At 70.8% G+C, this 24,242-nt stretch carries 24 protein-coding genes and 1 other RNA gene; 7 read left to right on the top strand and 18 right to left on the bottom strand.

The annotated features are described in order from the left end of the window. Nucleotides 1-88: 88 nt before the first annotated feature. The 4 genes from AC1ROY_RS26650 to AC1ROY_RS26635 are packed head-to-tail and all read right to left on the bottom strand — an operon-like array spanning nucleotide 89 to nucleotide 4,405. On the bottom strand, nucleotides 89-1,189 hold the full coding sequence (locus AC1ROY_RS26650) for a microcin C ABC transporter permease YejB (protein ID WP_493151951.1): 1,101 nt from the start codon (nucleotides 1,187-1,189) through the stop codon (nucleotides 89-91). An 11-nt stretch (nucleotides 1,190-1,200) separates the two neighbouring features. Continuing rightward, nucleotides 1,201-3,039 (bottom strand): extracellular solute-binding protein, encoded by a 1,839-nt coding sequence (locus AC1ROY_RS26645; RefSeq protein ID WP_493151950.1) that lies wholly within the window; start codon nucleotides 3,037-3,039, stop codon nucleotides 1,201-1,203. A gap of 45 nt (nucleotides 3,040-3,084) precedes the next feature. After that, nucleotides 3,085-3,861: an inositol monophosphatase family protein gene (locus AC1ROY_RS26640; RefSeq protein WP_493151949.1), complete on the bottom strand. Its 777-nt coding sequence runs from the start codon at nucleotides 3,859-3,861 to the stop codon at nucleotides 3,085-3,087. A gap of 10 nt (nucleotides 3,862-3,871) precedes the next feature. Further along, nucleotides 3,872-4,405: a c-type cytochrome gene (locus AC1ROY_RS26635; protein ID WP_493151948.1), complete on the bottom strand. Its 534-nt coding sequence runs from the start codon at nucleotides 4,403-4,405 to the stop codon at nucleotides 3,872-3,874. A gap of 142 nt (nucleotides 4,406-4,547) precedes the next feature. Between AC1ROY_RS26635 and AC1ROY_RS26630 the strand changes: the two genes are divergently transcribed. Both AC1ROY_RS26630 and AC1ROY_RS26625 read left to right on the top strand, forming a co-directional pair. After that, a complete protein-coding gene (locus AC1ROY_RS26630) occupies nucleotides 4,548-5,276 on the top strand; it encodes a 3-deoxy-manno-octulosonate cytidylyltransferase (RefSeq protein WP_493151947.1) in 729 nt (242 codons plus the stop codon). 72 nt (nucleotides 5,277-5,348) lie between these two features. Then, nucleotides 5,349-6,200: a prephenate dehydratase gene (locus tag AC1ROY_RS26625; protein ID WP_493151946.1), complete on the top strand. Its 852-nt coding sequence runs from the start codon at nucleotides 5,349-5,351 to the stop codon at nucleotides 6,198-6,200. Nucleotides 6,201-6,205: 5 nt separating this feature from the next. On the opposite strand, the gene cysE is transcribed toward AC1ROY_RS26625, so the two are convergent. The 4 genes from cysE to AC1ROY_RS26605 are packed head-to-tail and all read right to left on the bottom strand — an operon-like array spanning nucleotide 6,206 to nucleotide 8,526. Continuing rightward, nucleotides 6,206-7,066 carry a serine O-acetyltransferase gene (gene cysE, locus AC1ROY_RS26620; protein ID WP_493151945.1) on the bottom strand — a complete coding sequence of 287 codons (861 nt, stop codon included), beginning with the start codon at nucleotides 7,064-7,066 and terminating at the stop codon, nucleotides 6,206-6,208. 57 nt (nucleotides 7,067-7,123) lie between these two features. Beyond that, entirely contained in the window at nucleotides 7,124-7,420 is a 297-nt protein-coding gene (locus AC1ROY_RS26615) for a hypothetical protein (protein WP_493151944.1), read from the bottom strand. Further along, nucleotides 7,417-8,340: an NAD(+) diphosphatase gene (gene nudC / locus AC1ROY_RS26610; RefSeq protein ID WP_493151943.1), complete on the bottom strand. Its 924-nt coding sequence runs from the start codon at nucleotides 8,338-8,340 to the stop codon at nucleotides 7,417-7,419. The genes AC1ROY_RS26615 and nudC overlap by 4 nt, the downstream gene beginning before the upstream one ends. A gap of 45 nt (nucleotides 8,341-8,385) precedes the next feature. Further along, nucleotides 8,386-8,526: a hypothetical protein gene (locus tag AC1ROY_RS26605; RefSeq protein ID WP_493151942.1), complete on the bottom strand. Its 141-nt coding sequence runs from the start codon at nucleotides 8,524-8,526 to the stop codon at nucleotides 8,386-8,388. Nucleotides 8,527-8,631: 105 nt separating this feature from the next. Between AC1ROY_RS26605 and murA the strand changes: the two genes are divergently transcribed. After that, a complete protein-coding gene (gene murA, locus AC1ROY_RS26600) occupies nucleotides 8,632-9,957 on the top strand; it encodes a UDP-N-acetylglucosamine 1-carboxyvinyltransferase (protein WP_493151941.1) in 1,326 nt (441 codons plus the stop codon). Here murA and AC1ROY_RS26595 read toward each other — a convergent pair. Next, the gene (locus AC1ROY_RS26595) at nucleotides 9,954-10,391 is read right to left on the bottom strand and encodes a YHS domain-containing (seleno)protein (RefSeq protein ID WP_493151940.1); all 438 of its coding nucleotides are present in this window, start codon (nucleotides 10,389-10,391) and stop codon (nucleotides 9,954-9,956) included. The two genes, murA and AC1ROY_RS26595, sit on opposite strands and share 4 nt — an antisense overlap. A gap of 105 nt (nucleotides 10,392-10,496) precedes the next feature. Here AC1ROY_RS26595 and ffs point away from each other — a divergent pair. The 4 genes from ffs to recR all read left to right on the top strand — a co-directional run bounded on the left by ffs (nucleotide 10,497) and on the right by recR (nucleotide 13,428). Continuing rightward, nucleotides 10,497-10,594: signal recognition particle sRNA small type (ffs, locus tag AC1ROY_RS26590), an RNA gene on the top strand. A gap of 25 nt (nucleotides 10,595-10,619) precedes the next feature. Further along, nucleotides 10,620-12,515: a DNA polymerase III subunit gamma/tau gene (locus AC1ROY_RS26585; RefSeq protein ID WP_493151939.1), complete on the top strand. Its 1,896-nt coding sequence runs from the start codon at nucleotides 10,620-10,622 to the stop codon at nucleotides 12,513-12,515. After that, on the top strand, nucleotides 12,516-12,839 hold the full coding sequence (locus tag AC1ROY_RS26580; RefSeq protein ID WP_493151938.1) for a YbaB/EbfC family nucleoid-associated protein: 324 nt from the start codon (nucleotides 12,516-12,518) through the stop codon (nucleotides 12,837-12,839). 4 nt (nucleotides 12,840-12,843) lie between these two features. Further along, nucleotides 12,844-13,428, top strand: a complete 585-nt coding sequence (gene recR / locus AC1ROY_RS26575) for a recombination mediator RecR (RefSeq protein WP_493151937.1) — start codon at nucleotides 12,844-12,846, stop codon at nucleotides 13,426-13,428. Here the strand turns inward: recR and AC1ROY_RS26570 are convergent. The 9 genes from AC1ROY_RS26570 to rpe all read right to left on the bottom strand — a co-directional run bounded on the left by AC1ROY_RS26570 (nucleotide 13,425) and on the right by rpe (nucleotide 24,175). Further along, a complete protein-coding gene (locus AC1ROY_RS26570; protein ID WP_493151936.1) occupies nucleotides 13,425-14,384 on the bottom strand; it encodes a class I SAM-dependent methyltransferase in 960 nt (319 codons plus the stop codon). The genes recR and AC1ROY_RS26570 overlap by 4 nt on opposite strands. Further along, entirely contained in the window at nucleotides 14,374-15,702 is a 1,329-nt protein-coding gene (locus AC1ROY_RS26565; RefSeq protein ID WP_493151935.1) for an aspartate aminotransferase family protein, read from the bottom strand. The genes AC1ROY_RS26570 and AC1ROY_RS26565 overlap by 11 nt, the downstream gene beginning before the upstream one ends. A 37-nt stretch (nucleotides 15,703-15,739) precedes the next feature. Further along, on the bottom strand, nucleotides 15,740-16,978 hold the full coding sequence (locus AC1ROY_RS26560) for a NupC/NupG family nucleoside CNT transporter (protein ID WP_493151934.1): 1,239 nt from the start codon (nucleotides 16,976-16,978) through the stop codon (nucleotides 15,740-15,742). Further along, nucleotides 16,975-18,399 carry a DNA recombination protein RmuC gene (locus AC1ROY_RS26555; protein ID WP_493151933.1) on the bottom strand — a complete coding sequence of 475 codons (1,425 nt, stop codon included), beginning with the start codon at nucleotides 18,397-18,399 and terminating at the stop codon, nucleotides 16,975-16,977. The genes AC1ROY_RS26560 and AC1ROY_RS26555 overlap by 4 nt, the downstream gene beginning before the upstream one ends. Nucleotides 18,400-18,474: 75 nt before the next feature. Then, nucleotides 18,475-19,143, bottom strand: coding sequence for an aspartate/glutamate racemase family protein (locus tag AC1ROY_RS26550; protein WP_493151932.1), 669 nt, complete (start codon nucleotides 19,141-19,143; stop codon nucleotides 18,475-18,477). 11 nt (nucleotides 19,144-19,154) lie between these two features. Continuing rightward, nucleotides 19,155-20,744, bottom strand: coding sequence for a bifunctional phosphoribosylaminoimidazolecarboxamide formyltransferase/IMP cyclohydrolase (purH, locus tag AC1ROY_RS26545; protein ID WP_493151931.1), 1,590 nt, complete (start codon nucleotides 20,742-20,744; stop codon nucleotides 19,155-19,157). Nucleotides 20,745-20,755: 11 nt separating this feature from the next. Continuing rightward, nucleotides 20,756-21,865 carry a glycosyltransferase family 4 protein gene (locus AC1ROY_RS26540; protein WP_493151970.1) on the bottom strand — a complete coding sequence of 370 codons (1,110 nt, stop codon included), beginning with the start codon at nucleotides 21,863-21,865 and terminating at the stop codon, nucleotides 20,756-20,758. A gap of 16 nt (nucleotides 21,866-21,881) precedes the next feature. Continuing rightward, nucleotides 21,882-23,519, bottom strand: a complete 1,638-nt coding sequence (locus tag AC1ROY_RS26535; RefSeq protein ID WP_493151930.1) for a heparinase II/III family protein — start codon at nucleotides 23,517-23,519, stop codon at nucleotides 21,882-21,884. Continuing rightward, nucleotides 23,519-24,175, bottom strand: coding sequence for a ribulose-phosphate 3-epimerase (gene rpe, locus AC1ROY_RS26530; RefSeq protein ID WP_493151929.1), 657 nt, complete (start codon nucleotides 24,173-24,175; stop codon nucleotides 23,519-23,521). The genes AC1ROY_RS26535 and rpe overlap by 1 nt, the downstream gene beginning before the upstream one ends. Between the last annotated feature and the right edge of the window lie 67 nt (nucleotides 24,176-24,242).

Raw genomic sequence — 24,242 nt, 5'->3', positions numbered from 1 at the left:
CCTGATGAGCGCAGCGAGGAAGATCGGCGGGCCGCGCATCATGCGTCCTGCCTCCGAAGCGGAGCGAAGGAGATCGGCAGGCCGCCCATCAGCGTCTCGCCTCGAAGTCGATGCGCGGGTCCACCAGCGTGTAGGTGAAGTCGCTCACGATCTGCATCACCAGCCCGAGCAGGGTGAAGATGTAGAGCGTGCCGAACATCACCGTGTAGTCGCGCCGGATCGCGGATTCGAAGCCCAGCAGCCCCAACCCGTCGAGCGAGAAGATGATCTCCACCAGAAGCGCGCCGGTGAAGAGGATGCTGATGAAGGCCGAGGGAAAGCCCGCGATGATGATGAGCATCGCGTTGCGGAAGACATGCCCGTAGAGCACGCGCTGCTCGCCCGCGCCCTTGGCCCGCGCCGTCAGCACGTACTGCTTGTTGATCTCCTCCAGGAAGGAGTTTTTCGTCAGCATCGTCAGCCCGGCGAAGCCGCCGATCACCAGCGTGATCGTGGGCAGCACCATATGCCAGGCGTAGTCCACCGCACGCTCCCAGAAGGGCCAGCCCTCGCTGCCGGAACTGGTGAGCCCTCGCAGCGGGAACCATTGAAAAAAGCTGCCGCCGGCGAAGAGCACCACCAGCATGATGGCGAATAAAAATCCCGGGATCGCATAGCCCACCAGCACCACCGCGCTGGTCCAGAGGTCGAAGCGCGAGCCGTCGCGCACCGCCTTGCGGATGCCGAGCGGGATGGAGATCAGGTAGATGATCAGCGTGGACCAGAGGCCGAGCGAGATGGAGACGGGCATCTTCTCCAGCATCAGGTCCCAGACCGGCCGGTCGCGGAAGAGCGAGCGGCCGAAGTCGAAGCGCAGATAGCCCCAGAGCATCTCGCCGAAGCGCACATAGGCGGGCTTGTCGAAGCCGAAGGCGCGCTCGATCTCGCGCACCACGGCCGGATCGAGCCCGCGCGCGCCGCGATAGGTGGAGGTGCTGCCCTCGGAGCCGCTCGACGTGGATTGCGGCCGTGTCTCGCCCCCGCCCTCGCCGGTGAGGCGGCCCAGCGTCTGCCCCTGGCCGCGGATCTCCGCGATCATCTGCTCGACCGGCCCGCCAGGCGCGAACTGCACGATGGCGAAGTTGATGAGGATGATGCCGAACAGCGTCGGCACAATCAGCAGCAGGCGCCGGAAGAGATAAGCGGTCACAGCTCGCTACTTCACAATGTCCGCTTGGCCTCGGCCAGCGCCCGGTCGAGCGCCGGGTCGATCCACCAGGTGTCGAAGCCCAGCCCGTACTTCGGGTTGCGCGCGGGGCGGCCGAAGCGGTTCCAATAGGCGATCCAGAAGGCGCGCAGGTGCCATTGCGGGATCACGAAGGCGCCGTTCAGCAGCACCCGGTCCAGCGCGTGCGTGCGGGCGATCAGCTCCTCGCGGTCCGGCGCGGTGACCACCAGCTCCACCAGCGCGTCGATCACCGGCGAGCAGATGCCGGCGACATTCTGGGAGCCGTTCTCCCGCGCCTTCTCGCAGGTGAAGAAGTCGCGCTGCTCGTTGCCGGGCGAAAGCGACTGCGGGATCACGTCCACCGTCATGTCGTAGTCGAAGGCGTCGGTGCGGACCTGGTACTGCGCGGGGTCCACCGTGCGCACCCGCGCCTCCACGCCGAGGCGCTGGAGCCATTGCACATAGGGCAGGGCGATGCGCTCGAAGGTGGGGCCGTTCAGCAGGATCTCGAACTCGAAGCGCTGGCCCTGGGCGTTGACCAGCCGCCGGTCGCGGATGGTCCAGCCGGCCTGGCGCATGAGGTCGAGCGCGCGGCGCAGCCCCTCGCGGTTGTTGCCGCTGCCGTCGGTGGTGGGGAGGCGCGATTCGACGGTGAAGACCGTATCGGGCAGTTGCGACCGGAAGGGCTCCAGCACCGCGAGCTCCTTGCCCGTCGGCAGGCCGGAGGAGGCGAGCTCGCTGTTGGAGAAGAAGCTCGTCGTACGGGTATAGAGGCCGTTGAAGATATTGGCGTTCAGCCATTCGAAGTCGAAGACCTGGCCCAGCGCCTCGCGCACCCGCGCGTCCTGGAAGAGCGGGCGGCGCAGGTTCATCACGAAGGCCTGCATGCCGGTCGGCCGCTCGTGGCGGATCTCGTCGCGCTTCACGAGGCCGCGGCGCACGGCCGGAAAATCGTAGCCCGTGGCCCAGTTGCGGGCCGTGTTCTCGGTGCGGAAGTCGATCTGGCCGGCCTTGAACGCCTCGAAATCGACGGTGGTGTCCCGAAAGTACTCGTAGCGCAGGACGTCGAAATTGTTGGTACCGCGCTTCGTGGGGAGGTCGCGCGCCCAGTAGCCGTCCACGCGGCGATAGACCACGCTGCGCCCGGGCTCGAAGCGCTCGATGCGGAAGGGGCCGGAGCCGAGCGGCACGTCGAGCGATGGGCGCGAAAAATCGCGGCCCTCCCACCAGTGCTTCGGCATGACGGCGATCTGGCCGAGGATCAGCGCCAGCTCGCGATTCTCGTTGCTGCGGAAGCGGAAGACGGCGCGGCGTGGGCCGTCCGCCACCACCTCCGTCACGTCGGCCCAATAGGCGCGGTAGAAGGGCCGGCCCTGGGTCCGCAGCGTGTTGAAGGTCCAGACCACGTCGTCGGCCGTGATGGCGCGGCCGTCGTGCCAGCGGGCGCCCTCGCGGATCTCGAAGGTGACGCCCATGCGGTCGGCCGGCAGCTCGATCGCCGAGGCGAGGTGCGCGTATTCCGTGCTGGCCTCGTCCGGGCTGTCCATCAGCAGGCTGTCGTAGAGATTCGCGATCCCCACGGCCGAGGTGCCGCGCAGGATGAAGGGGTTGAAGCTGTCGAAGCTGCCCAGCGCCGTCAGCGCCACCTCGCCGCCCTTGGGCGCGTCGGGGTTCACCCAGGGGAAGTAGGGAAAATCTGCCGGCAGCGCCGGCTCGCCGAGCAGGGACAGTGCATGGGTGCGGATGACCCCCTGCTGGGCTTCAGCCCGTTGGGCCGATGCGGCGAAGGAGACCAGGCCGAAGCCCGCGGCGAAGAGGTCACGGCGTTTCATGTGGGACAGATAGGGGGAGGCCCCCTCCCAGGACAAGTTTTCCCGTCAGCCGAGGAGGCCGACGATCTCGGGCAGCAGCGCCGGATCGCCGACCGCGATCACGTCGCCGCGGCTTTCCAGGGTCAGGGCCTGGCCGCGCCAGTCGGTCATGCGGCCGCCGGCGCCCTCGATGACGGGCACCAGCGCGGCCCAGTCCCAGGGCTTCAGCGTGGTCTCGACCACGGCGTCGAGCAGGCCCAGCGGGATCAGCCCGTAGCCGTAGCAGTCGCCGCCCCAGGTGACGCGGCGGGCGGCCCTGCGGACCTTGTCGAAGCGCTCGGCCTCGCCCGCCGGGAACATGTCCGGCGAGGTGCAGGAGAGTTCCGCCACCGAAAGGGATTCGCAGCTCCGGGCGCCGATCGTGCCGCCGAGCGGGCTGCGGAAGCTGGTCCCCTGGCCCGTCACGCCCATCCAGCGCTCGCGCGTCACGGGCTGGTCGATCAGGCCGAGGATGGGCTCGCCGCGGTGCAGCAGGCCGATCAGCGTGCCGAAGAGCGGGCGTCCCGTGAGGAAGGCGCGGGTGCCGTCGATCGGGTCGAGCACCCAGAGGTATTCCGCCTCGCCGCGCTCGGTCCCGTATTCCTCGCCCATGATGCCGTGGGCCGGAAAGCTCTCGGAGAGGAAGGCCCGCAGGGCGCGCTCGGCGGCGCGGTCGGCCTCGGTGACGGGGGAGGCATCGCCCTTCGCCTCGACCAGCAGGGCGGAGCGGAACAGCGGGCGGATGATGCCCCCCGCCAGGTCGGCGGCGGCCTCGGCCGCCTCGACGAAGCGGGGGTCGATCATGCGGTCCGGATCAGGGAAGCGGCGCCGGCGTGGCGGAGAGCGTGCGCAGGAAGGCGATCACGTCGGCGCGCTGCTGGATGTTCTGCATGCCGGCATAGGCCATGCGGGTGCCGGGAACGGTCCGGGCCGGGCTGGCCAGGAAGTGGTTCAGCGCCTCGTAGGTCCAGGGATCGCTGGCCTTGGCGCGCATGCCGGCGCTGTAGCTGAAGCCTTCCATATGGGCATGGTGGTTGTTCACGATGCCCCAGAGGTTCGGGCCCACGCCGGCCCGGCCGCCCTCGGTGAAGGTGTGGCAGGAGGCGCAGACGCGCCCGGTGATCGCGCGGCCGTTGTCGGGATTGGCGGCGGCCAGCAGCGGCTCGATGGGCGGGAGCTCGACCGGGGCCGCGGCCGGCGCGGCCGTCGGCGCGACGGCGCCCAGGGTGATCGCCGGCTCGTGCAGGCGGTGCGGCTTCACCAGCTGACTGCCGATGACGCCGGCGCCCATGAACGCGATGCCCGCGGTCAGGACCGCCGCGAACCCCTTGTTGAACTCCAGGCTCATGCCGAGCAGACCCTTCCGAGCGGGGGCACCGGCGACGGCGTTTGCGCGAAGCCGGACCCTGACTTATTCGTCCTTCCCCCATACAGGCGCCTGTGCGCTGCATCAACCGCCCCCAAGGGCACGAATCCCTGGATTTCAAACAGTGAACCCGATCGTCATCATCCCGGCGCGCATGACCGCGCTCCGGCTGCCTGGCAAGCCGCTGGCGGATATCGCCGGGCGCCCCATGGTCGTCCATGTGCTGGACCGTGCGCGCGAGGCCGGGATCGGCCCCGTGGCCGTGGCGGCGGGCGAGCCGGAGATCGTTGCGGCCGTGGAGCGCGCCGGCGGTCGCGCCGTCCTGGTCCCGGACGACGTGCCGAGCGGCAGCGACCGTGTCCAGCGCTCGCTGGCCCAGCTCGACCCTTTCGGCACGCATGACGTGGTGGTGAACCTGCAGGGCGACGTGCCGACGCTGGACCCCGAGCTGCTCAGGGCCGTGCTGAAGCCCCTGGCCGATCCGGAGGTCGCGATCGGCACGCTGGTCTGCCCCTTCGCCGACGACCAGGAGGCCGCGACCGACTCCTTCGTGAAGGCCGCCTGCGCCTTCGACGGAGACGCCGAGGTCGCGCCGGCGCTCTATTTCAGCCGCAACCTGGTCCCCTGGGGCGCCGGGCCGCGCTGGCACCATATCGGCGTCTACGCCTTCCGCCGCGCGGCGCTGGAGCGCTTCGTGACCCTCAAGGCGTCCCCGCTGGAGCGGCGCGAGAAGCTGGAGCAGCTCCGCGCGCTGGAGGCGGGCATGCGCATCGCCGTCACCCGGGTCGCGCACGGGCCCTTCGGGGTGGACACGCCGGCCGACCTCGAACGCGCCCGCCAACTGCTGAGCTGACTTTGTTTGACCGCGGGATTCAGACCTCCGGCGCCTTCGCGCCTCCGGTCATCCCGCTTGAGAAGAAGACACATGTCCCAGACCATCGCCTTCCAGGGCGTCCCCGGCGCCTATTCTGACCTTGCCTGCCGCCACGCCTATCCCGGCTGGGCGACCCTGCCCTGCCCGAGCTTCGAGGCGGCGATGAGCGCCGTGCGCGAGGACCGGGCCGAGATGGCCATGCTCCCCTGCGAGAACAGCCTGGCCGGCCGGGTGCCCGACATCCACCGGCTGCTGCCGGATTCCGGCCTTTCGGTCGTCGGCGAGCATTTCGAGCGGGTGGAGCACTGCCTGCTGGCCCGGAAGGGCGCGACGCTGCAGACGATCCGCAAGGCGCACAGCCACCCGGTGGCGCTCGGCCAGGTGCTGAAGATCCTGAAGGAGCTGGATCTCACCCCCGTCATCCAGGCCGACACGGCGGGGGCGGCGGAGATGATCGCGAAGAGCGGCACCGTGGAGGATGCCGCCATCGCGAGCGAGCTGGCCGCCGAGATCTACGGGCTGGAGATCCTGCGCCGCAACGTCGAGGACGCGCTGCACAACACCACGCGCTTCTACGTGATGACGAAGGAGCGGCGGATGGCCGCGGCCAACGAGATGCTGAACCCGGTGACCACCTTCGTCTTCCGCGTGCGCAACATGCCGGCGGCGCTCTACAAGGCGCTGGGCGGCTTCGCGACCAATGGCGTGAACATGACCAAGCTGGAGAGCTACATGCTCGACGGCAACTTCACCGCGACGCAGTTCCTCTGCGACGTGGACGGGCATCCGGACGAGCCGCACCTGTTCCGCGCGCTGGAGGAGCTGCGCTTCTTCTCGCGCGAGCTGCGGGTGCTCGGGACCTATCCGGCCAGCCCGTACCGGCTGGCGCACGAGGGAGTCTGACGCCGTCAGTCCCCGGTGATGGCGACCTCGCCGTCCGGCAGCGCGTGCTCCATGGTCAGCGCCGCCAGCCCCCGGTGACGCCCGACCGGCCGCGCCGGCACGCCCACCACCGTGGTGAAGGGTGCCACATGCGCCAGCACCACGCTGCCCGCGCCGACCTTGGCGCCCTCGCCGATCCGGATATTTCCGAGAATCTGCGCGCCCGCGCCGATCAGCACGCCGCGCTCCACCTGCGGATGCCGCTGGCCGCATTCCTTGCCGGTGCCGCCTAGGGTGACGCCCTGCAGGATCGACACGTCGTCGCCCACCGAGGCGGTCTCGCCCACCACCAGCCCGGTCGCGTGGTCCAGCATCACGCGGCAGCCGAAGCGCGCCGCGGGGTGGATGTCGACGGCGAAGACCTCCGACACCCGCGCCTGGATGTGCCGCGCCAGATGCGGCCGCCCCGCATGCCAGAGCGCATGCGCCACCCGGTGCGACTGCAAGGCTAGGTAGCCCTTGAAGTGCAGGAACGGCGTCAGCAGGTCCGGGCAGGCGGGGTCGCGGTCCTGGACGGCGAGGAGGTCGGCCGTCGCGGAATTCACCACCTCGGGCCGGTCGAGGAAGATCTCGCGTGCCACGTCGCGCAGGGCGGCGGCGTCGAGTTCCGTATCGGCGAGGCGGGTGGCGATGCGCGCGGCGAGGGCCTCGGCCAGGCAGCCATGGGAAAAAACGGCGCGGCTCACCGGCCCCGCCATCAGCCGGTCGGCGGCGGCCACCGCCGTCGCCTCCTCTACCATGCGCGCCCAGAGGCGGATGGAGGGCGTCGAGGCGGCGGTGCAGGGATGCCGCAGGATCGTGCCGGACTTGTTCGCCGTCGGGGACATGTCGCGCTCCTCCGCGCCTGTCAGATGGCGCGGCGCGGGGGTTTCACCAGGGGGAGCTTAGTCGATCCGCTGAACCGGTTCCACACCGCCGCCGACCGGGCGGCCATGGGCCCGAAGGCAGTCATCGTACACCTCGCGCAGCGCCACGTTCCGGTCCGACTGGACCTGCCGCATATTGGCGTAGTTCTCGAAATTGGCCTCGCGCGAGACGATCCGGACGTCGCGGGAGCGCGTCGCCTCCGCGCGGCATTCCTCGTCCGTCATGAGGGGCGGAGGGACGATCGGCACGAGGCCCGTGCACCCGGCCATCAGCAGGGGGGCCCCCAGGGGAAGCAGGAGAAGGAGGCGCTTCATGCCGCGAGCCAGTCCTCGATCAGGCGCCGCGCGATGGAATCCACGCGCGGCAGGGCGAAGCCGTGGGCGGCCGGGTCGCGCAGCTCGGCGCGGCTGAACCAGCGGGCGTCCTGCAGCTCCTCGGGGTCGACGACGATCTGCTCGGTCAGCCCCTCGCCGTAGAAGCCGAGCATGATCGAAGCCGGGAAGGGCCAGGGCTGCGAGGAATGGTAGCGCACAAGGCCCACGGAGATGCCGGATTCCTCCATCACCTCGCGGCGGACGGCCTCCTCGAGGCTCTCGCCCGGCTCCACGAAGCCGGCCAGCGTCGAGTACATCTTCACGTTCGGGAAGCGGTGCGAATGGCCGAGCAGGCAATGGTCGCCGCGCACGACCAGCATGATCACGGCCGGGTCGGTCCGGGGGAAGTGGTGCGTGCCGCAGTTCGGGCAGAGCATGGAGTTGCCGGCATTGCGCGGCTCGGTGGACGAGCCGCAGACGCCGCAGAAGCGGTGCTTCACCCGCCAGTGCATGAGGCCGCGCGCATGGGCGAGCACGCTGGCCTCGCCCTCGGGCAGCAGGCCGGCCACGCCGCGCAGGTCGGAGAAGGCGCCCATCTCGGGCGGGAGCAGGGGAAGGGGGTCCTCGGTCTCCGAGCAGTCCACGGCGAAGACCGGGCGCTTTTCCCAGAGGCCCAGGAAGGCCCAGGGGCCGCCGGCCATGCGGACGGCCTCGGCACCGGCGCGGCTGAGCAGCACGGCCTCGGGCCGGCCCTGCTCCACGCCGCGCATGAGGCTGCGCGAGCGCCAGACGGGGACGAAGAGCGCGGCCTCGTCGGCAAGCTGGGCCGCGACGAACTCGTCGTCGTCGCGCTTGCCGGAGAGCCGGTCGAGCGGGCTTCCCGTGTAGACGTTCTCGCGGCTGGCAGGGATCATGAGCATGGCGGCAACCTGCCATGCCCGGCCGTGGCCGCCAACTGAGTGTCTTCAGTAGGCCAGGAAGTACCAGGCGATGGCGAAGGCCGGGATCACGAGGCACAGCCCGCCGATCAGGACCCAACGGGTCATGTTCACGGGCTGCCCCTGTCGGGCCTCGGTCGCGGTGAGGGCGGGTTTGTGGTCGCTCATGCCGAAGCAACGCCGGGCTCCGGGGAAGGTTTCGCCGGCGTGCCGATGGCGGCGCGCCGGGCCCGCTTGCTAGGCTCGCCCGCGCGAATCCGGGAAGACCCACCCATGCGGCACGCCTCCGAGACCTCCCTGCTGGCCGCCTGCCCCTGGTGGCGGCCCGATTCGGCGACGAGCCTCGTGATCCGCGGCGGGCGGCCGCTGGTGGGGACTTATCCGATCAGCGGGGCCAAGAATGCCGTGCTGCCGCTGATGGTCGCGGCCCTGGTGACGCCGCATCTGGTGACCCTGCACAACGTCCCGGCGACGCTGGACGTGGCGGTGCTGGCGAACCTGCTCCAGAGGCTGGGCGTGGGGCTGAGCTGGTCCGCCGGGCGGAACGGGCTCTCGCTGACCCTTTGCGCCGACCGGGTGCATCCGGCGCGGATCGATCCGGAGCTGGTGGGGCGGATGCGTGCCTCGGTGCTCCTGCTGGGCGCCGTGCTGGCCCGCTGCGGCGAGGCGCGGCTGCCCCTGCCGGGCGGGGATGCCATCGGCCTGCGCGGCATCGATTTTCATCTGGCGGGCCTGCGGGCCATGGGCGCCGAGGTGGCGCTGGAGGGGGGCGTGATCCATGCCCGGGCGCCGCAGGGGCTACGTGGCGTCGATATCCTGCTGCCCTTCCCTTCGGTCGGCGCCACGGAGAACCTGCTGCTGGCTGCCGTGCTGGCCGAGGGGCGGACGGTCATCCGCAACGCCGCCCGCGAGCCGGAGATCGGCGACCTCGCGCGCTGCCTCGTCGCGATGGGCGCGCGAATCGAGGGCCTGGACAGCGACATGCTGACCGTCGAGGGCGGCCGGGCGCTGGTGGGCGCCGTGCATGCGGTGATGCCGGACCGGATCGAGCTCGGCACCATGGCCTGCGCCGCCGCGGCGACGGATGGCGAGCTGTTCCTGGAGCATGGTTCCGTCGAACTGCTCGGTGCGGCCGGGCCGGTTCTGGCCGCCGCGGGCGTGGTGCTGGGGGAGAGACCGACCGGGCTGGTCGCCCGGCGCGCGCCCTCCGGGCTGGTGGGCCTCGACGTGCAGACGCGCCCCTATCCGGGCTTCGCGACGGACCTGCAATCGCCGGTCATGGCCCTGCTGACGACGGCGAAGGGCGCCAGCGCCATCACGGAAACCATCTTCGAGCAGCGCTTCCGCCACGTGGACGAGCTGCGGAAGATGGGCGCAAACATCGCCGTCCATGGCAGCACGGCCTGGGTCCGCGGGGTGGATCGCCTCGCCGGCGCCCGCGTGACGGCGACCGACATAAGGGCTGCGGCGGCGCTGGTGCTCGCGGGACTAGGCGCGCGGGGCGAGACCATCCTCGACGGGCTGGACCATCTGGACCGCGGCTACGACCGGATGGCGGAAAAGCTGGCCGCCTGCAGGGCGGATGTGTCGCGGGTCTAGGCCTGGCTCAGCCGCGGCCAGTTCGCGTTGCCGAGCGCGATGTTGCCCGGGATGTCCTGCGACCATTGCCGCCGGACCTCCGGGCTGTAGTTGAGGTAGAGCCGCCCCTCCACGATCCGCCAGGCCTGCGGGTCGGTCGAGGCGGTGTAGCCGCGCGAGACCGCCCAGGCGCAAAAGCCGCCATAGGCCGGAGCGCAGGTCTCGGGATCGGCGGCGAAGCGATCGCGATGGGCGGCGCTGGCGAAGCGCCATTTCGCGCCGCGCCAGTCCAATTGATGCGCGGCGCTGCCGCGAACCACACGGCCTTCCGTGAAATAGGCCACGACGTCCGTGCCGCGCACCGCCACGCCACTCTCGCTGTAGACCCGCGCCTGGGCGGCGGAAAACGGCGCCAGGACCAGGCCATAGATGGCTCGGCGAGGGATATGGAGCATGGCTTGGGCCTCCCGGAGGTTCCTGGTCAGCCATTCGTATTGCGCAGCCGTAAGGTTACCCCACCCCCCATGCAACCGGGCGGAGCGCATGCTATATGCACGCCCGGAAGGTCGGCGCGGACGGGCTCCTCGCCAACCCGGTCAGGTCCGGAAGGAAGCAGCCGTAACGGGTTCTCGCTCGGGTCGATGTCCGGCCTTCCACCTGTGGTTCCTTCTTCGGCGCGGATGATGCCCAGCGATTTGATCGGCGACATCGGCCCCGAGGAGGGCATTCCCGAGCCGCCCCCGCCCGAGGGGCCGGGGCTTTTCGGATTCGACGACCCGCCGCCGGCCGCGGCCGCTCCCGTCGTCGCGCCCATGGCTGTGCCCGTCGCGGCCAAGCCGACGCCCTATCGGGTGCTGGCGCGAAAATACCGCCCGCAGAATTTCGACGACCTGATCGGCCAGGAGGCGCTGGTCCGCACCCTGCGCAACGCCTTCGCGCGCGGCCGGGTGCACCACGCCTTCCTGCTGACCGGCGTGCGCGGCGTGGGCAAGACGACGACGGCCCGCATCATCGCCCGGGCGCTGAACTGCATCGGCGTGGACGGCAAGGGCGGGCCGACCGCCGATCCCTGCGGCGTCTGCCCGGAATGCGTGGCGATCCTGGCCGACCGCCACCCCGACGTGATCGAGATGGACGCGGCCTCCAACCGCGGCATCGACGACGTCCGCGAGCTGCGCGAGGCGCTGCGCTTCCGCCCCGCCCAGGGCCGGCAAAAGGTCTTCATCCTGGACGAGGTCCACATGCTGACGGAGCAGGCCTTCAACGCCCTGCTCAAGTCGCTCGAGGAGCCGCCGCCCAGCATCACCTTCATCCTGGCGACGACCGAGCTCCGGAAGGTGCCCATCACCATCCGCAGCCGCTGCCAGGTGTTTTCGCTGAAGCGCGTGCCGGAGGAGCGGCTGCGGGCACATTTCCGCGGCATCGCCGGCAAAGAGGGCGCCGAGGTCGAGGACGGCGCGCTCGCCATGCTGGCCCGCGCCGCCGACGGCTCGGTGCGCGACGGGCTGTCCCTCCTCGACCAGGCCATTGCGCTGGCCGGCGAGGGCGGTGGCGTCTCCGCCGAAAGCGTGCGCGACATGCTGGGCCTCGCCGATCGCGCGCTGGTCTTCGACGTGCTGGACGCGGTGCTCTCGGCCGACCTGCCGACCGCACTCCGCCGCATGGACGAGGCGCATGAGCGAGGCGCCGACCCCGCGACCATCATGAACGACCTGCTGGAGCAGGTGCACATGCTCACGCGCTTCGCGGCCATCCCCGCGCTGCGCGAGGATGCCGGCATCCCCGAGACCGAGCGCGTGCGCGGCGCGGCCCTGGCGGGAAAACTGTCGGTGCCGATGCTGACGCGCGCCTGGCAGATGCTCCTCAAGGGCATCGAGGAGGTGCTGGCCGCCCCCGATCGCCGCGCGGCGGCCGAGATGGTGCTGATCCGCCTCGCCCACGTCGCCGAGATGCCGACGCCTGGTGACATCCTGCGGCGGCTGGAATCCGGCGGCTCCGTCGGTTCCGGCGCGCCCGCGCCCGGCCCCTCCGGCGGCGGCATGCGCGCGATGGGCGGCGGCGGCGCGATGATGGCGGCCGCCCCGGCGCCGGCCGAGGTCCGCCCGCAGCCCACCGCCTGGCGCGAGATCGTGGCGCTCGCTTCCGCCGCCAACCAGGCGCTGCTGCACGCGCACCTGCTGCACGACGTCCATCCCGTGCGCATCGCGCCGCGGCAGGTCGAGATCCGCGTCCGGCCCCAGGCGCCGCGCGACCTGGGCGCCCAGCTTTCGGCGATGCTGGAGGCGCAGACCGGCGAGCGCTGGACCATCGCGCTCTCCAACGCCGAGGGCGAGCCGACGCTGGCCACCCAGTCGCGCACCGCCGAGACGGACCGGCGCGCGGCGGCGGCCAGCCATCCGCTCGTGCAGGCCATCCTGCAGGAATTCCCCGGCGCCACGCTCGATGCGGTGCGCGACGAAAATGCCGATGCCTACGGGCTGCTGCCGGTCCAGCCGCAGGACGAGCCGGATCTCCCGGAATTCGCGCCGCCCGAGGCCGAGCCGGCGGGCTTCGACCCCGATATCCCAGAGGAGGATTGATTGAAGAATCTCGGCAACATGCTGAAGCAGGCCCAGCAGATGCAGACCCGCATGGCGGAGATGCAGGCGAAGCTGGAATCCACCGAGGTCGAGGGCCAGGCCGGCGCCGGGATGGTGAAGATCCGCCTGACCGGCAAGGGCGACCTGCGCCGCATCTCCATCGACCCCTCGCTGATGACGGCCGACGACCGCGAGGTCCTGGAGGACCTCATCGTGGCGGCGCATGCCGATGCGAAGCAGAAGGTCGAGGCGACGATGGCCGAGGAGATGCAGAAGGCCACCGCCGGCATGTCCCTCCCGCCGGGGCTGAAGCTGCCCTTCTGAGGATATGCGGCCCAACGATCCCGTCGAGCATCTGATCGCGTTGCTGGCGAAGCTGCCCGGCCTCGGCCGGCGCAGCGCGCGCCGGGCCGCCCTGCGCATGCTGATGGAGCCGGAGAGCCGCATGCTGCCTCTGGCGGACGCGATGCGCGCGGCGGCGGCGGCGGTGAAGCCCTGCTCCAATTGCGGCAACCTCGATGCGAGCAACCCCTGCCACATCTGCTCCGACAACCAGCGCGATCAGGGGCTGATCTGCGTCGTCGAGGGCGTGGCCGAGCTCTGGGCGCTGGAGCGCGCGCAGGCGCATCACGGGGCCTACCATGTGCTGGGCGGGGTTCTCTCGGCCCTGGGCGGCGTCGGCCCCGACGACCTCGCCATTCCCTCGCTTCTGGCGCGGGCAAGCGGAGCGCGGGAGATCATCCTGGCGCTGCCTGCGACGGTCGAGGGCGCGAGCACCGCGCATTATCTCGCCGAGCGGCTGGCGCCGACCGGCGTTCCGGTGACGCGCCTCGCGCAGGGCGTGCCGATGGGCGGTGCGCTCGACGTGCTGGACGACGGCACATTGGCCGCGGCCTTCAAGGCGCGGCGCTAAAGCTTCTCGAACACGAAGGTGTTGGAGATCACGCGGCCGGGCTCGCCGGTCGTGTAGTTGTCCTCGCGGATCTCGCGCAGGATCATCCCGCTCCGATGCGCCAGCTCCAGCACCGCGCGCTGCGGCACGACGTGCAGCTCCATGTCGGCGCCGGGGCTTCCGGACAGGTAGTCCTCGATGCGGAAGCGGTAGTCCTGGCACCAGGTCGGAATCTGGAACATCGCCACCCCGCGCGGCATGAGGCTCGCGAAGGTCCGGCGCAGCACGTCGAAGGCGATGGGCGGCGGGTCGTGCTGCAGGACGATCCGCGAGAACCACAGGTCGCATCGCGGCACCGGCATCAGATTGTCCGCCGTGACGCGCTGGAGCGTGACGTTGGCGAGCCCGCTCTCCTTCATCGCCGCCGCCGCCAGCTCCAGATGCGGGGCCGAGATGTCGAGGCCGGTGACAGCAGCGAAGCGTTGCGCCAGATGCACCGTGATGCGCCCCACGCCGCAGCCGAAATCCACCGCATGCGCGAATTCCTCGGGGCGCCGCCCGATGCGCGCCAGCGTGGCGTCGAGCACCCCCGCGTCCCAGGCGCCGCCCTCGTAGAAGGCCTTGAGGTTCGCGCCGATGTTCTCCGGCCGGAACTTCTCGTCCGTCACCACCGACCAGTGCGGGGCATCGATCCCCATCTGCGTCCAGTAGCGCGCGAGATGCTCGAGCAGGCGCGCGAGATCGGCAGGGCCGGCCTCCACCTCGATGTCGAGCGGCGGCGCGTCCGGCGGCGGCAGGGCGTGCGGGTTGATGCCGTGGCGCTGACCGAACTCCGCGCTCGCGGCGAAGTATCGGCCGAGCGTCGCGACATCGGGCGCGCGCATGGCGTGGCCGATCACCTCCTCGCTCTCGGGCTCGCGCCCCAGCATCATGCGATAGGCGAGGACGACCTCGTCGCGCGTGAGATCACCCGGCAAGCGCTGCCTCCACCGCGTCGCCGAAGCGATCCACGATCATCTCGACCTCCTCGGCGGTGACGGTGTAGGGCGGCGCGAGGATCACGTGGTCGCCCTGCAGCCCATCGATCGTGCCGCCCATCGGGTAGCAGCCGAGGCCGCGGTCATAGGCCTCCTTCTTCACGCGCTCGTTCATCTTGAGCTTCGGGTCGAAGACGGCCTTGGTGCCGCGATCCTGCACCAGCTCGATGGCCCAGAAGAGGCCGCGGCCGCGGATGTCGCCGATGTTGCGGTGGTTGCCGAGGCGTTCGGTGAGGCGCTGCTCCAGCAGCGCGCCCATGGCCTGCACGTTGCCGAGGAGGTTTTCCTTGGCGATCACCTCCTGCACGGCCAGCGCGGCGGCGCAGGCCATGGGATGCGCCTGGTAGGTGTGGCCGTGCATGAAGCCGCCGGAGCCTTCGCGGATCGCGGCGATGACCTTCCCCTGGGCGAGGATGCCGCCGATCGGCTGGTAGCCGCCGCCAAGGCCCTTGGCGATGACCTGGATGTCCGGCGTGATGCCCTCCTGCTCCCAGGAATGCATGGTGCCGCAGCGGCCCATGCCGGACATCACCTCGTCGAGGATGAGCAGCGCGCCGTGCCGGTCGCAGACGGCGCGCATGGCCGGGAAATAGCCGGGCAAAGCGGCGACACAGCCGAGCGTCGCGCCGACGACGGTCTCGGCGCAGAAGGCGATGACATTCTCCGGGCCAAGCCGGAGAAACTCGGCCTCCAGCTCGTCGGCGAGGCGCTGCACGTAGTCGGCGTCGCTCTCGTGGTCGGCGCGGTCGCGATAGGCGTAGCAGGGCGAGACGTGGCTGAAGGCCGGGCTGAGGATCGGCGCATAGGGCTTTCTGCGCATGGCGTTGCCGCCGGCCGAGAGCGCGCCGAGCGTGTTGCCGTGATAGCTCTGCCGGCGCGCGATGTAGCGCGTGCGCTGCGGCTGGCCGATCTCGACGAAGTACTGGCGGGCCATCTTGATCGCGGCCTCCATCCCCTCGCTGCCGGAGGAGACGAAATAGGCGTGGGTCAGCCCGCCGGGCGCGTGGCCGACCAGCATGTCCGCGAGCTTTTCCGCACTCTCGCAGGAGAAGAGGGCGGTGTGGGCGTAGGTCAGCTTCTCCAGCTGCGCGCGCATCGCGGCGAGCACATGCGGATGGCCATGGCCGAGGCAGGCGACGGCGGCGCCGCCGGAGCCGTCGATCACCTCATGGCCCGAGGCCTCGCGCAGCCAGATCCCTTGGCCCGACACGGCGACGGGAGGATCGACCTTGAGGTTGCGGTGGACGAGGTTGGACATGGGCCGCTCCGGTGGGACGCCGCAGGCTAGCTTGAGCTTACGGCGGCGTCAGCACCCCGACGGCGGCGCCGAGCATGCAGCAGGCGACGGTGCCCGCTGCCAGCGCCGGCAGGCCGAGGGACACGATCTCCGCACGGCGCTGCGGGCACATGGTGCACATGCCGCCCAGCATGATTCCCACTGAACCGAAATTCGCGAAGCCGCAGAGCGCATAGGTCAGGATCAGGCGCGTCCGCTGGGAGAGGTCGGCGCCGCTGCTCCGCGCGAAGTCGAGATAGGCGACGAACTCGTTGATCACGAGCTTGATGCCGAGCGACTGGCCGACCGTCTGCGCCTCGGCGGCCGGCACGCCCATGGACCAGGCGAGCGGCCAGAGCACCCAGCCGGCGATCCGCTGGAGCGTGATGCCGAACAGGGGCTGGACGATCTCGTTGCCCAGCGCCACCAGCGCCACGAAGACCACCAGCGCGGCCATGATGCCGAGGAGCAGCTGCAGGCCGTCGGAGGTGCCCTGGACCACCGCCTCCATGCTGCTGTCGTAGAGGCGCGGCGCCTCGGCCTCGCCTTCCGTGATGCCCGTGGAGGGGATCATGAGCTGCGCCGCGAGCACCGCCGCCGGCGCACCCATCAGCGAGGCGGTGAGCAGCTGCCCCGCCGCATCCGGCACCAGCGACGAGATCATCAGCGCATAGACCACCAGCATGTTCCCCGAGATTGTCGCGAGGCCGGCGACCATGACGACGAAGAGCTCCGAGCGGGTGAGCTTGTCGAGCCAGGGGCGGATGAGCAGCGGCGCCTCCACCATGCCGACGAAGACGTTCGCGGCGACGGAGAAGCCCGCCGCGCCGCCGAGGCCGAGCAGCTTGCGCAGCGCCACGGCCAGCACGCGTACCACGAAGGGCAGCACGCGCCAGTGGTAGAGCAGCGCCGAGAGCGCGCCGACCAGCAGCAGGATGGGCAGCGCCTGGAAGAAGAGGATGAAGCTCGCACCCGGCGCTGTCTCGGCATAGGGCAGCGGCGCGCCGCCGAGATAGCCGAAGACCAGCGAGGTGCCGGCCTGGGTGGAGCGCGCCAGCGCGTCCACGGCGCGGCCGACGAGCGAGAAGGCGGCACGCAGCGGCGGGATGTTCAGCAGCAACGCGGCCAGGCCGACGGTGCCGGCCAGCCCGCCGATGACGACGCGCCAGGACACATGGCGCTTGCAGCCGCCCATGACCCAGCACAGCAGGCACAGCAGCGCGAGGCCGAGCGCCGACTGAAGCTGTGGAAGGCTCATGCTTCCTCGTCCTCCGCGCTTTCCAGCGCGAGGCCGAGCACCGCGCTGGCCTGCTCGCCCGGCAGGCTCTCCACGGTGACGAGCCTGCGGCCGATCACCTTCACGCGGGTCTGCGCCTCGCCGATGGTCTTGGACACGGTGCCGACCTGCTTGCCCAGCTTGTCGAGCACGCCGACCATCTTCGCCATCTCGGCCTTGGTGGCGCCCAGCAGCTCCCGCACCGATTCCGCGTTCTTCGAGAGCGCCAGCGTGACGTGGCCGAGCTGGATGGTCCGCAGCAGCGCCGGCAGCAGCGTGGGCCCGAGGATGAGCACGCGATGCACCCGGCCCACATCGTCGATGAGGCCTGGGATGCGGGCGACCTCGGCGTAGAGCCCCTCGGTCGGCAGGTACATCACGCCGAATTCCACCGTGCGCGGCGGGCAGATGTACTTTTGGGCGATCTTCTGGGCCTCGCCGCGAATGCGGTTCTCGAGGCCCTTGCGCGCGGCGATCTCGGCGATCGGGTCGGCGATTTCCCAGGCTGCCAGCAGGCGCTCGTAATCCTCGATCGGGAATTTCGCGTCCACCGGCAGCAGCACGCGCTCGCTGCCCGACATCGGCATGACGACGCAGAACTCGACCGAGTCCGAGCTGCCCTCGCGCAGACGCACGTTCACCTCGTAGGACCCCTCGGGGAGGATGTCGTCGAGCAGCGCCTTCACCTGGGTCTCGCCCCAGCCGCCGCGCGTCTTCACATTGCCGAAGAGCCGCTTGATGTCGCCGATCTGCGCGGTGACGGCCTGCACGTCGCCCATCGCCTTCTGCACGGCGGTGAACTGGTCGATGACGCGGTTGAAGCTCTCGTTCATCTGCTTCTCGACCGCGCCGGCGAGCTGCTCGTTCACGCTCTTCTGGATCTCGGCGAGGCGCTTCTCGCTGTTCTCGCGCATCTCCGTGAGCTTCTTGTCCAGCACGTCGCGCGAGCGCGCGGTCTCGGCGCTCATCGCCTCCTGCGTGGACTTCGCGTCGGCGGTCAGGCGCTCGAGCAGCGCCGTCTGCATCGCAGTGAGCGATTCCGCCTGCTTGAGCATCGCGGCGCCCAGCCCCTCCTGCGTTCCCTTCGCTTCGGCAGCGAAGCGCTCCAGCAGCGCTTTCTCCATCGCCGCGAGCGATCCGGTCTGCTTCAGCAGGGATTCATTCAGCAGCTTGGCCTGCTCGACCGCGAAGCCCTGGATGGCACTGCCCACCGCCGCCTCGCTGGCCGAGAGCGCGGCCCTGACCTCCCCGGTCAGCGCGCCGAGCCGCTCGCCCTGCCGCTCCTGGGCGGCCTGGAGCAGGGGAAGCGTGGGATCGCTCGCGGGCTTGCGCGTGAGCAGCAGGAGCAGCACGGCCAGCAGAAGAAGCAGGACCAGACCCAGCAGCGCAGCTTCCACCGTCACGAATCACGCCCCCGTCCGGTGAGTTCCACCCAGATCAGCCATGCCACCAACCCGGCACCGCCCACAAGCGGCGCGTCAGCCCAGGGCGGCCACGGCGATCGCTGCGGCGTGGATGGCGGCGCAGTCCAGGACGGGAAAGCCAGGCTCGGTGTCCCGAAATGCCAGTCCCAGATCGGTGCCGCCGAGCATGACCGCCTCCGCCCCGGCCGCCATCAACTCACGCCCCGCGCGGAAGAAGCAGGCGCGCTGCGCCTCGGTCGCGACGCCCGTCGTCGCCATGGCCACATAGGCATCATGCACCTGGCCCAGGAGATCGCCCTGCGGCACGAGCACCTCCGCCTCGGTCAGCGCCCCGTAGAAGCGGCTTTCCATCGCGACCCGCGTGCCGATGATCCCGAGCTTCCGGTGGCCCGCCGCCCTCGCGGCCCGATCGACCTCGGTCAGTAGGTTGATCACCGGCAGGGGCGAGGCCTTCTCGAAGACGCCGATGCAGAAGTGCCCGGCGATGGAGGTGACGGCGACGGCGCGGGCCCCGGCCGCCTTCAGCCGCTCCGTCAACCGCAGGTAGATCGCCACCTGCGCGGCCACGTCGTTCGCGATCTGGTGCCGCAGCAGCGCGCCCACATCGGCATGCGCCATGGTGAGGTCCAGCACGTCGCCACGGCTGCCCGCCGCGGCGAGGATGGAGCGGTAGTAGAGATCCGTCGCGGCAGGGCCGATGCCGACGATCATGCCGATATGCATGCGCGCGCCCGTCAGTGCCGGAAGTGGCGCATGCCGGTGAAGACCATCGCGAGGCCGGCCGCATCGGCTGCCGCGATCACCTCGGCGTCGCGGATGGAGCCGCCCGGCTGGATCACCGCCGTGACGCCCGCCGCCGCCGCCGTCTCCAGCCCGTCCGCGAAGGGGAAGAAGGCGTCGGAGGCCACGACGCTGCCCTTGGCCAGCGGTTCGGGCAGGCCGGCGGCCTTGGCGGCGGCTTCCGACTTCCAGGCGGCGATGCGGCTGCTCTCCACGCGGTTCATCTGCCCGGCGCCGATACCGACCGTCGCCAGGCCCTTAGCGTAGACGATGGCGTTGGACTTCACGTGCTTGCAGACTCGGAAGGCGAAGAGCAGATCGGCGATCTCGGCCTCGGTCGGCGCGCGCCTCGTCACGACCTTGAGCGTCTCGGCGGTCACACGGCCATTGTCGCGCGACTGCGCGAGAAAGCCGCCCGCCACGCTGCGGAAGGTGGTGCCCGGCGCCGCCGGATCGGGCAGGCCGCCGGTCAGCAGCAGGCGCAGGTTTTTCTTTCGTGCGAAGATGGCCTGGGCCGCCTCATCGGCGTCGGGCGCGATGACCACCTCGGTGAAGATGGCTGCGATCTTCTCCGCCGCCGCCGCGTCCAGCGTCCGGTTCGCCGCCACGATGCCGCCGAAGGGCGAGACCGGATCGCAGAGGAAGGCGGCATCCCAGGCCGTGGAAAGGTCCTCGGCCACCGCCACGCCACAAGGGTTGGCGTGCTTCACGATGACGATGGCGGGCTTGCCGAACTCGGCCACGCATTCGAAGGCGGCGTCCGTGTCGTTGATGTTGTTGTAGGAGAGCTCCTTGCCCTGGATCTGCCGCGCCGTGGCGATGCCGGCGCGGCTCGTGCCGCTCAGGTAGAAGCCGGCCTGCTGATGCGGGTTCTCGCCGTAGCGGAGCGTCTGCTTCAGCACGCCCGCGATGGCGAGCCGCGGCGGAAAATCCTGGCCGAGCTGCCCGGCGAACCAGCCGGAAATAGCCGCGTCATAGGCCGCCGTGCGCGCATAGGCCGCGGCTGCCAGCTCCTTGCGCAGCGCCAGCGAGGTGCCGCCCGAGGCCTCGATCTCCGCCGTCACGCGGGCGAGGTGCGATGGCTCGGTGCAGACCACCACGCCGGAAAAATTCTTGGCGGCGCTGCGGATCATCGCCGGGCCGCCGATGTCGATGTTCTCGATGCAGTCCTCGAAGGTGGCGCCCCCAAGGGACTGTTTCGCGACGGTCGCCTCGAAGGGGTAGAGGTTCACCGCCACCAGGTCGATCGGCGCGATGGCGTGCTGCTCCATCTGCGCGAGGTGCGAGGCCTCGTCGCGCCGGCCCAGGAGGCCGCCATGCACCTGCGGCACCAGCGTCTTCACGCGGCCGTCGAGGATCTCCGGGAAGCCGGTGTGCTCGCTCACGTCCTTCACGGGGATGCCGGCGTCGCGGATGGCCTGGGCGGTGCCGCCGGTGGAGAGGATTTCCGCCCCGCGGGCGGCCAGGAAGCGGGCGAACTCCACGATGCCCGTCTTGTCCGAGACGGAGAGCAGCGCGCGGCGGATGGGGAGCGAATCGGTCATGCAGACCTCCATCATAGCCCAAGCAGGTTCAGGGTGCGGTCCACGACGGCCTGCTCGGTGAAAAGGGATTTTGCGCGGGCCAGCCCCGCTGCGCCCATCCTCTGCCGCAGCCCCGGATCATCAGCCAGACGGGCCAGCGCATCGGCGAGGCCCGAAACCTGCATGGGCGGAACGAGATAGCCCGTCTCGCCCGTCACCACCTGCTCGCGGCAGCCGCTGATATCGGTGGCGACGACGGGCAGGCCGCTCAGCATCGCCTCGATGACCGACATGGGCAGGCCCTCGAAATGGCTCGGCAGGGCGAAGATATCGGCGGCCTGGAGCCAGCGGGGGACGTCGTGCCGGTAGCCGAGCATCTTCAGGCGCGGGCCGAGGACCTTGGCGGCATGGTCGAAATACGGCGTCAGATCCTCACCGTGATCCGAGGCCAGTCTCTCGCCCACCACCCAGAGGTGGGCGTTCGGCACACGCTCCATGGCCTGGAGCAGCTCCGGCCAGCCCTTGTGACGGACGAGGCGCGAGATGCCGATGACCACGCAATCCGTCTCGGAGACGCCCATCTCCGCCCGCGATGCGGCGCGGGCTTCGGCGTCTGGGTGGAAGATCGCGGGGTCGCGCCCATTGCCGGTGGCCGTGGCTTCGCGATGGATCCAGAGCCGCCGCGCATCCGCGGCCTCCTCTTCGCTGACGGTCAGGAAGGTGTCGGTCATCCGTCCGCCGACCCACTCCACGCCCAGCGACAGCCCCCGCCGCCAGAGCGGCCCCGGCTGGTTGAACAGGAAGCCGTGGCAGGTATAGGCCACGCGCGGCACGCCCTCGGCCTTGGCCGCGGCCCGGGCCAGGAAGCCGGAAATGGGCATATGCGCGTGGACGAGGTCGAAGCGCTCTTCCCTGATGATGCGCCGAAGCTCCCGGAAGGCCGGCAGTTGCGCGCGGGGGTTCAGGCTGCGCTCCATCGGCACGGGGATGATCCGGAAGCCCTCGGCGCGCGGCAGGTCCAGCAGCGGACCCTCGGCGCAGATGCCGACAACCTCGTGCCCCCGCGCCCGCGCGCCGCGCATCACCGGCAGCAGGAAGTGCCGGAGCGAGAAGTCGACGTTGGTGAGCTCGAGGACCTTGATCGCCGTCGCTCCAGCGTCAGCCGTCCGTCGGCGTCTCGCTGGTGCTCCCGCCCGAGACCACGCGGCTGATGGCCCATTGCACCGTCTCCGCCTCGCCGTCCGAGGTCAGGACGATCTGGCTCGTCCGGCGCGGATCGGCGGCGAGGTAGATGCTCTCCTCCAGATCCACCCGGGCGCCCCGCGCCCGGAAGCGCCAGCCCTGGCCGCCCGGCAGCCGCATGAGCACGCCGCCCTCCTCCTCCTGCAGCACCGCGGTCACGCCCGGATGCAGGTGGAAGCGCAGCGCCCAGGGCACGGCCGGGCCGGGGAAGGGCTCCAGCGCGTCCTCGCCGCGGAGGTCGTCGCCCGTCTCGGAGAGGTAGAGGCGGCGGCGGTGGATCACGCCATGGGTGCGGCGGTAGCCGTCATGCCCGGCTTCCAGCCATTGGGCGCCGTTGGCCTCCTGCCGCTCGATCTCGACGCGCTCGGGGCGGCGGCCGAGGCCTTCGTCCTTGAGCTCGCTGCTGTTGGTGTCGGCCAGGATGAGGGTGGAGTGCGCGGCCGTCCCGCGCAGCGCGTCGCGCCAGGCGGGGTCGGCGGCCGGGGCGGCGCCGCAATTCACGATGAGCCGGTCGCGCCCCACCGACATCTCGAAGGACAGCGTGCCGGCATGCGCGCCGCGATCCGCCCCGCGCGGCAGGCCCGAGACCGGGTCCGGCGCGCGGCCCGGCGGCGGGGCGCCGCAATCGGCGATGACCAGCGTGCGGCCAGCCGCGAGGCGGTGAAAGCCCGTCTCCTCCAGCAACATGGGCGCGCGGCCCTTGGCCTGGCCCTGGGTCAGCACGACGTCGACGATGGCCGGCGCCTCCTCGCGCGTGCCGTTGAACAGCGCGAGCGCCATGTCGCCGTGGCGGAACAGGCGCAGCGCCTGGCCCGCACGGTCGAGAGCGGTGGAGAGCTGCGCCGGCGAGTTCACGCCGCAGCCGTTCAGCAGGTTGCGGATCTCGATGAGGTCCTGCAGCGCCAGCAGCTGCGCCGCCGGGCTGCGCTCCACATGGCCGCCGTCCGGGTGGAACTGCCGCTCCAGCTCGCCGGGCAGGAAGCGCAGGGCACGGGTGAGCCAGGCCTCCTCCTCCAGCGCGACGGCGGCGGCGATGGTCCCCTTCAGCACGACCAGCGCGCCGCGATGCGCGGCCTCGGCCGGGAGCGAGGTCGCGATGGCCCGCCCGTCCATCGCCATGCGCTGGAGCAGGGCGCGACGAAAGCCGTCCTCGGCGGTGGCGGCCAGGAAGTCCCAATGGCCGAGCCAGGCGGAGATGCGGGCGGCGGCCACCTCGGGCGCCAGGGCCATGGGCTCGGCGGCGCCACGGGCCAGCCAGTCCTCGGCGAGGTCGCGCGCCTTCACCCGGGCGGCGTCGGTGCCGAGCATGCGCAGGTCGCGCAGCCAGGCGAAGCTGTGCGCCGCCTGGCGCCAGGGCGTCGGGCCGGCCGAGGGGCCCCATTCCTCGAGCTGGCGGGCGCTGCCGTTCACCTCGAACTCGCCGCGCAGCAGCCGGGCGCCGCGGTTGGCGTCTCCGGGCCAGAGGTCGCGGAAGACGCGGGCCGGGGCGTCGGGCACGCGGATCGGCTTGAGCTTGGAGAAGAGCTTGCGGGCGTTGCGGATCATGTCGGACATCAACGCCTCCCTTTCAGCGCGGTTATGGCGGCCGCGTAGTCCGGCGCGCCGAACACCGCGGTGCCCGCCACCAGAACATCCGCGCCGGCCGCAATGCAATCGGGCGCTGTCTTCGCGGTGACGCCGCCATCGACCTGGAGCGCGATCTCCCGGCCGCTGGCGTCGATCATCTGGCGCAGGGTGGCGATCTTGGAGAGCTGGCTCGCCAGGAAGGACTGCCCGCCGAAGCCCGGATTCACCGACATCACCAGGATCAGGTCCACCAGGTCCATCACATGGGCCAGGACCCCGACCGGGGTGCCCGGGTTCAGCACCACGCCGGCCTTCTTTCCCAGGGCACGGATGGTCTGGAGGCTGCGGTGCAGATGCGGCCCGGCCTCCGGATGCAGGCTGATGACGTCCGCCCCCGCCTCGGCGAAGGCGGCGAGGTAGGGGTCGGCCGGCGCGATCATCAGATGGACGTCGAAGGGCATCCGGCTGTGCGGCCGCAGCGCCTTGATGAGGCCGGGGCCGAAGCTGATGTTCGGGACGAAATGCCCGTCCATGATGTCAAGGTGCAGCCAGTCCGCGCCGGCCTGCTCGATCGCGCGCACTTCCTCGCCCAGGCGGGAGAAATCGGCGGCGAGCAGGGAGGGGGCTATACGGATCTCAGGCATCGGTCCTTGGGGGAAGGCGTGACCCTTGGACCTAAACCATTCCCCTTCCTCTGCAAACCTGTAGCTA

The sequence above is a fragment of the Roseococcus sp. GW821-FHT12F05 genome (assembly GCF_058806835.1).
The sequence above is the reverse complement of the archived record's forward strand: the minus strand, read 5'-3'. Positions and strand labels throughout refer to the sequence as shown.

Bases quoted from the DNA above. Each gene is read 5' to 3' on its own strand.
- purH (WP_493151931.1), bottom strand. From the start codon at position 20,744: ATGACCGATTCGCTCCCCATCCGCCGCGCGCTGCTCTCCGTCTCGGAC.
- nudC (WP_493151943.1), bottom strand. From the start codon at position 8,340: ATGCTCATGATCCCTGCCAGCCGCGAGAACGTCTACACGGGAAGCCCG.
- rpe (WP_493151929.1), bottom strand. From the start codon at position 24,175: ATGCCTGAGATCCGTATAGCCCCCTCCCTGCTCGCCGCCGATTTCTCC.
- AC1ROY_RS26625 (WP_493151946.1), top strand. From the start codon at position 5,349: ATGTCCCAGACCATCGCCTTCCAGGGCGTCCCCGGCGCCTATTCTGAC.
- murA (WP_493151941.1), top strand. From the start codon at position 8,632: ATGCGGCACGCCTCCGAGACCTCCCTGCTGGCCGCCTGCCCCTGGTGG.
- AC1ROY_RS26595 (WP_493151940.1), bottom strand. From the start codon at position 10,391: ATGCTCCATATCCCTCGCCGAGCCATCTATGGCCTGGTCCTGGCGCCG.
- AC1ROY_RS26560 (WP_493151934.1), bottom strand. From the start codon at position 16,978: ATGAGCCTTCCACAGCTTCAGTCGGCGCTCGGCCTCGCGCTGCTGTGC.
- AC1ROY_RS26605 (WP_493151942.1), bottom strand. From the start codon at position 8,526: ATGAGCGACCACAAACCCGCCCTCACCGCGACCGAGGCCCGACAGGGG.
- AC1ROY_RS26645 (WP_493151950.1), bottom strand. From the start codon at position 3,039: ATGAAACGCCGTGACCTCTTCGCCGCGGGCTTCGGCCTGGTCTCCTTC.
- cysE (WP_493151945.1), bottom strand. From the start codon at position 7,066: ATGTCCCCGACGGCGAACAAGTCCGGCACGATCCTGCGGCATCCCTGC.
- AC1ROY_RS26565 (WP_493151935.1), bottom strand. From the start codon at position 15,702: ATGTCCAACCTCGTCCACCGCAACCTCAAGGTCGATCCTCCCGTCGCC.
- AC1ROY_RS26585 (WP_493151939.1), top strand. From the start codon at position 10,620: ATGCCCAGCGATTTGATCGGCGACATCGGCCCCGAGGAGGGCATTCCC.
- AC1ROY_RS26640 (WP_493151949.1), bottom strand. From the start codon at position 3,861: ATGATCGACCCCCGCTTCGTCGAGGCGGCCGAGGCCGCCGCCGACCTG.
- AC1ROY_RS26535 (WP_493151930.1), bottom strand. From the start codon at position 23,519: ATGTCCGACATGATCCGCAACGCCCGCAAGCTCTTCTCCAAGCTCAAG.
- AC1ROY_RS26635 (WP_493151948.1), bottom strand. From the start codon at position 4,405: ATGAGCCTGGAGTTCAACAAGGGGTTCGCGGCGGTCCTGACCGCGGGC.
- AC1ROY_RS26615 (WP_493151944.1), bottom strand. From the start codon at position 7,420: ATGAAGCGCCTCCTTCTCCTGCTTCCCCTGGGGGCCCCCCTGCTGATG.
- recR (WP_493151937.1), top strand. From the start codon at position 12,844: ATGCGGCCCAACGATCCCGTCGAGCATCTGATCGCGTTGCTGGCGAAG.
- AC1ROY_RS26550 (WP_493151932.1), bottom strand. From the start codon at position 19,143: ATGCATATCGGCATGATCGTCGGCATCGGCCCTGCCGCGACGGATCTC.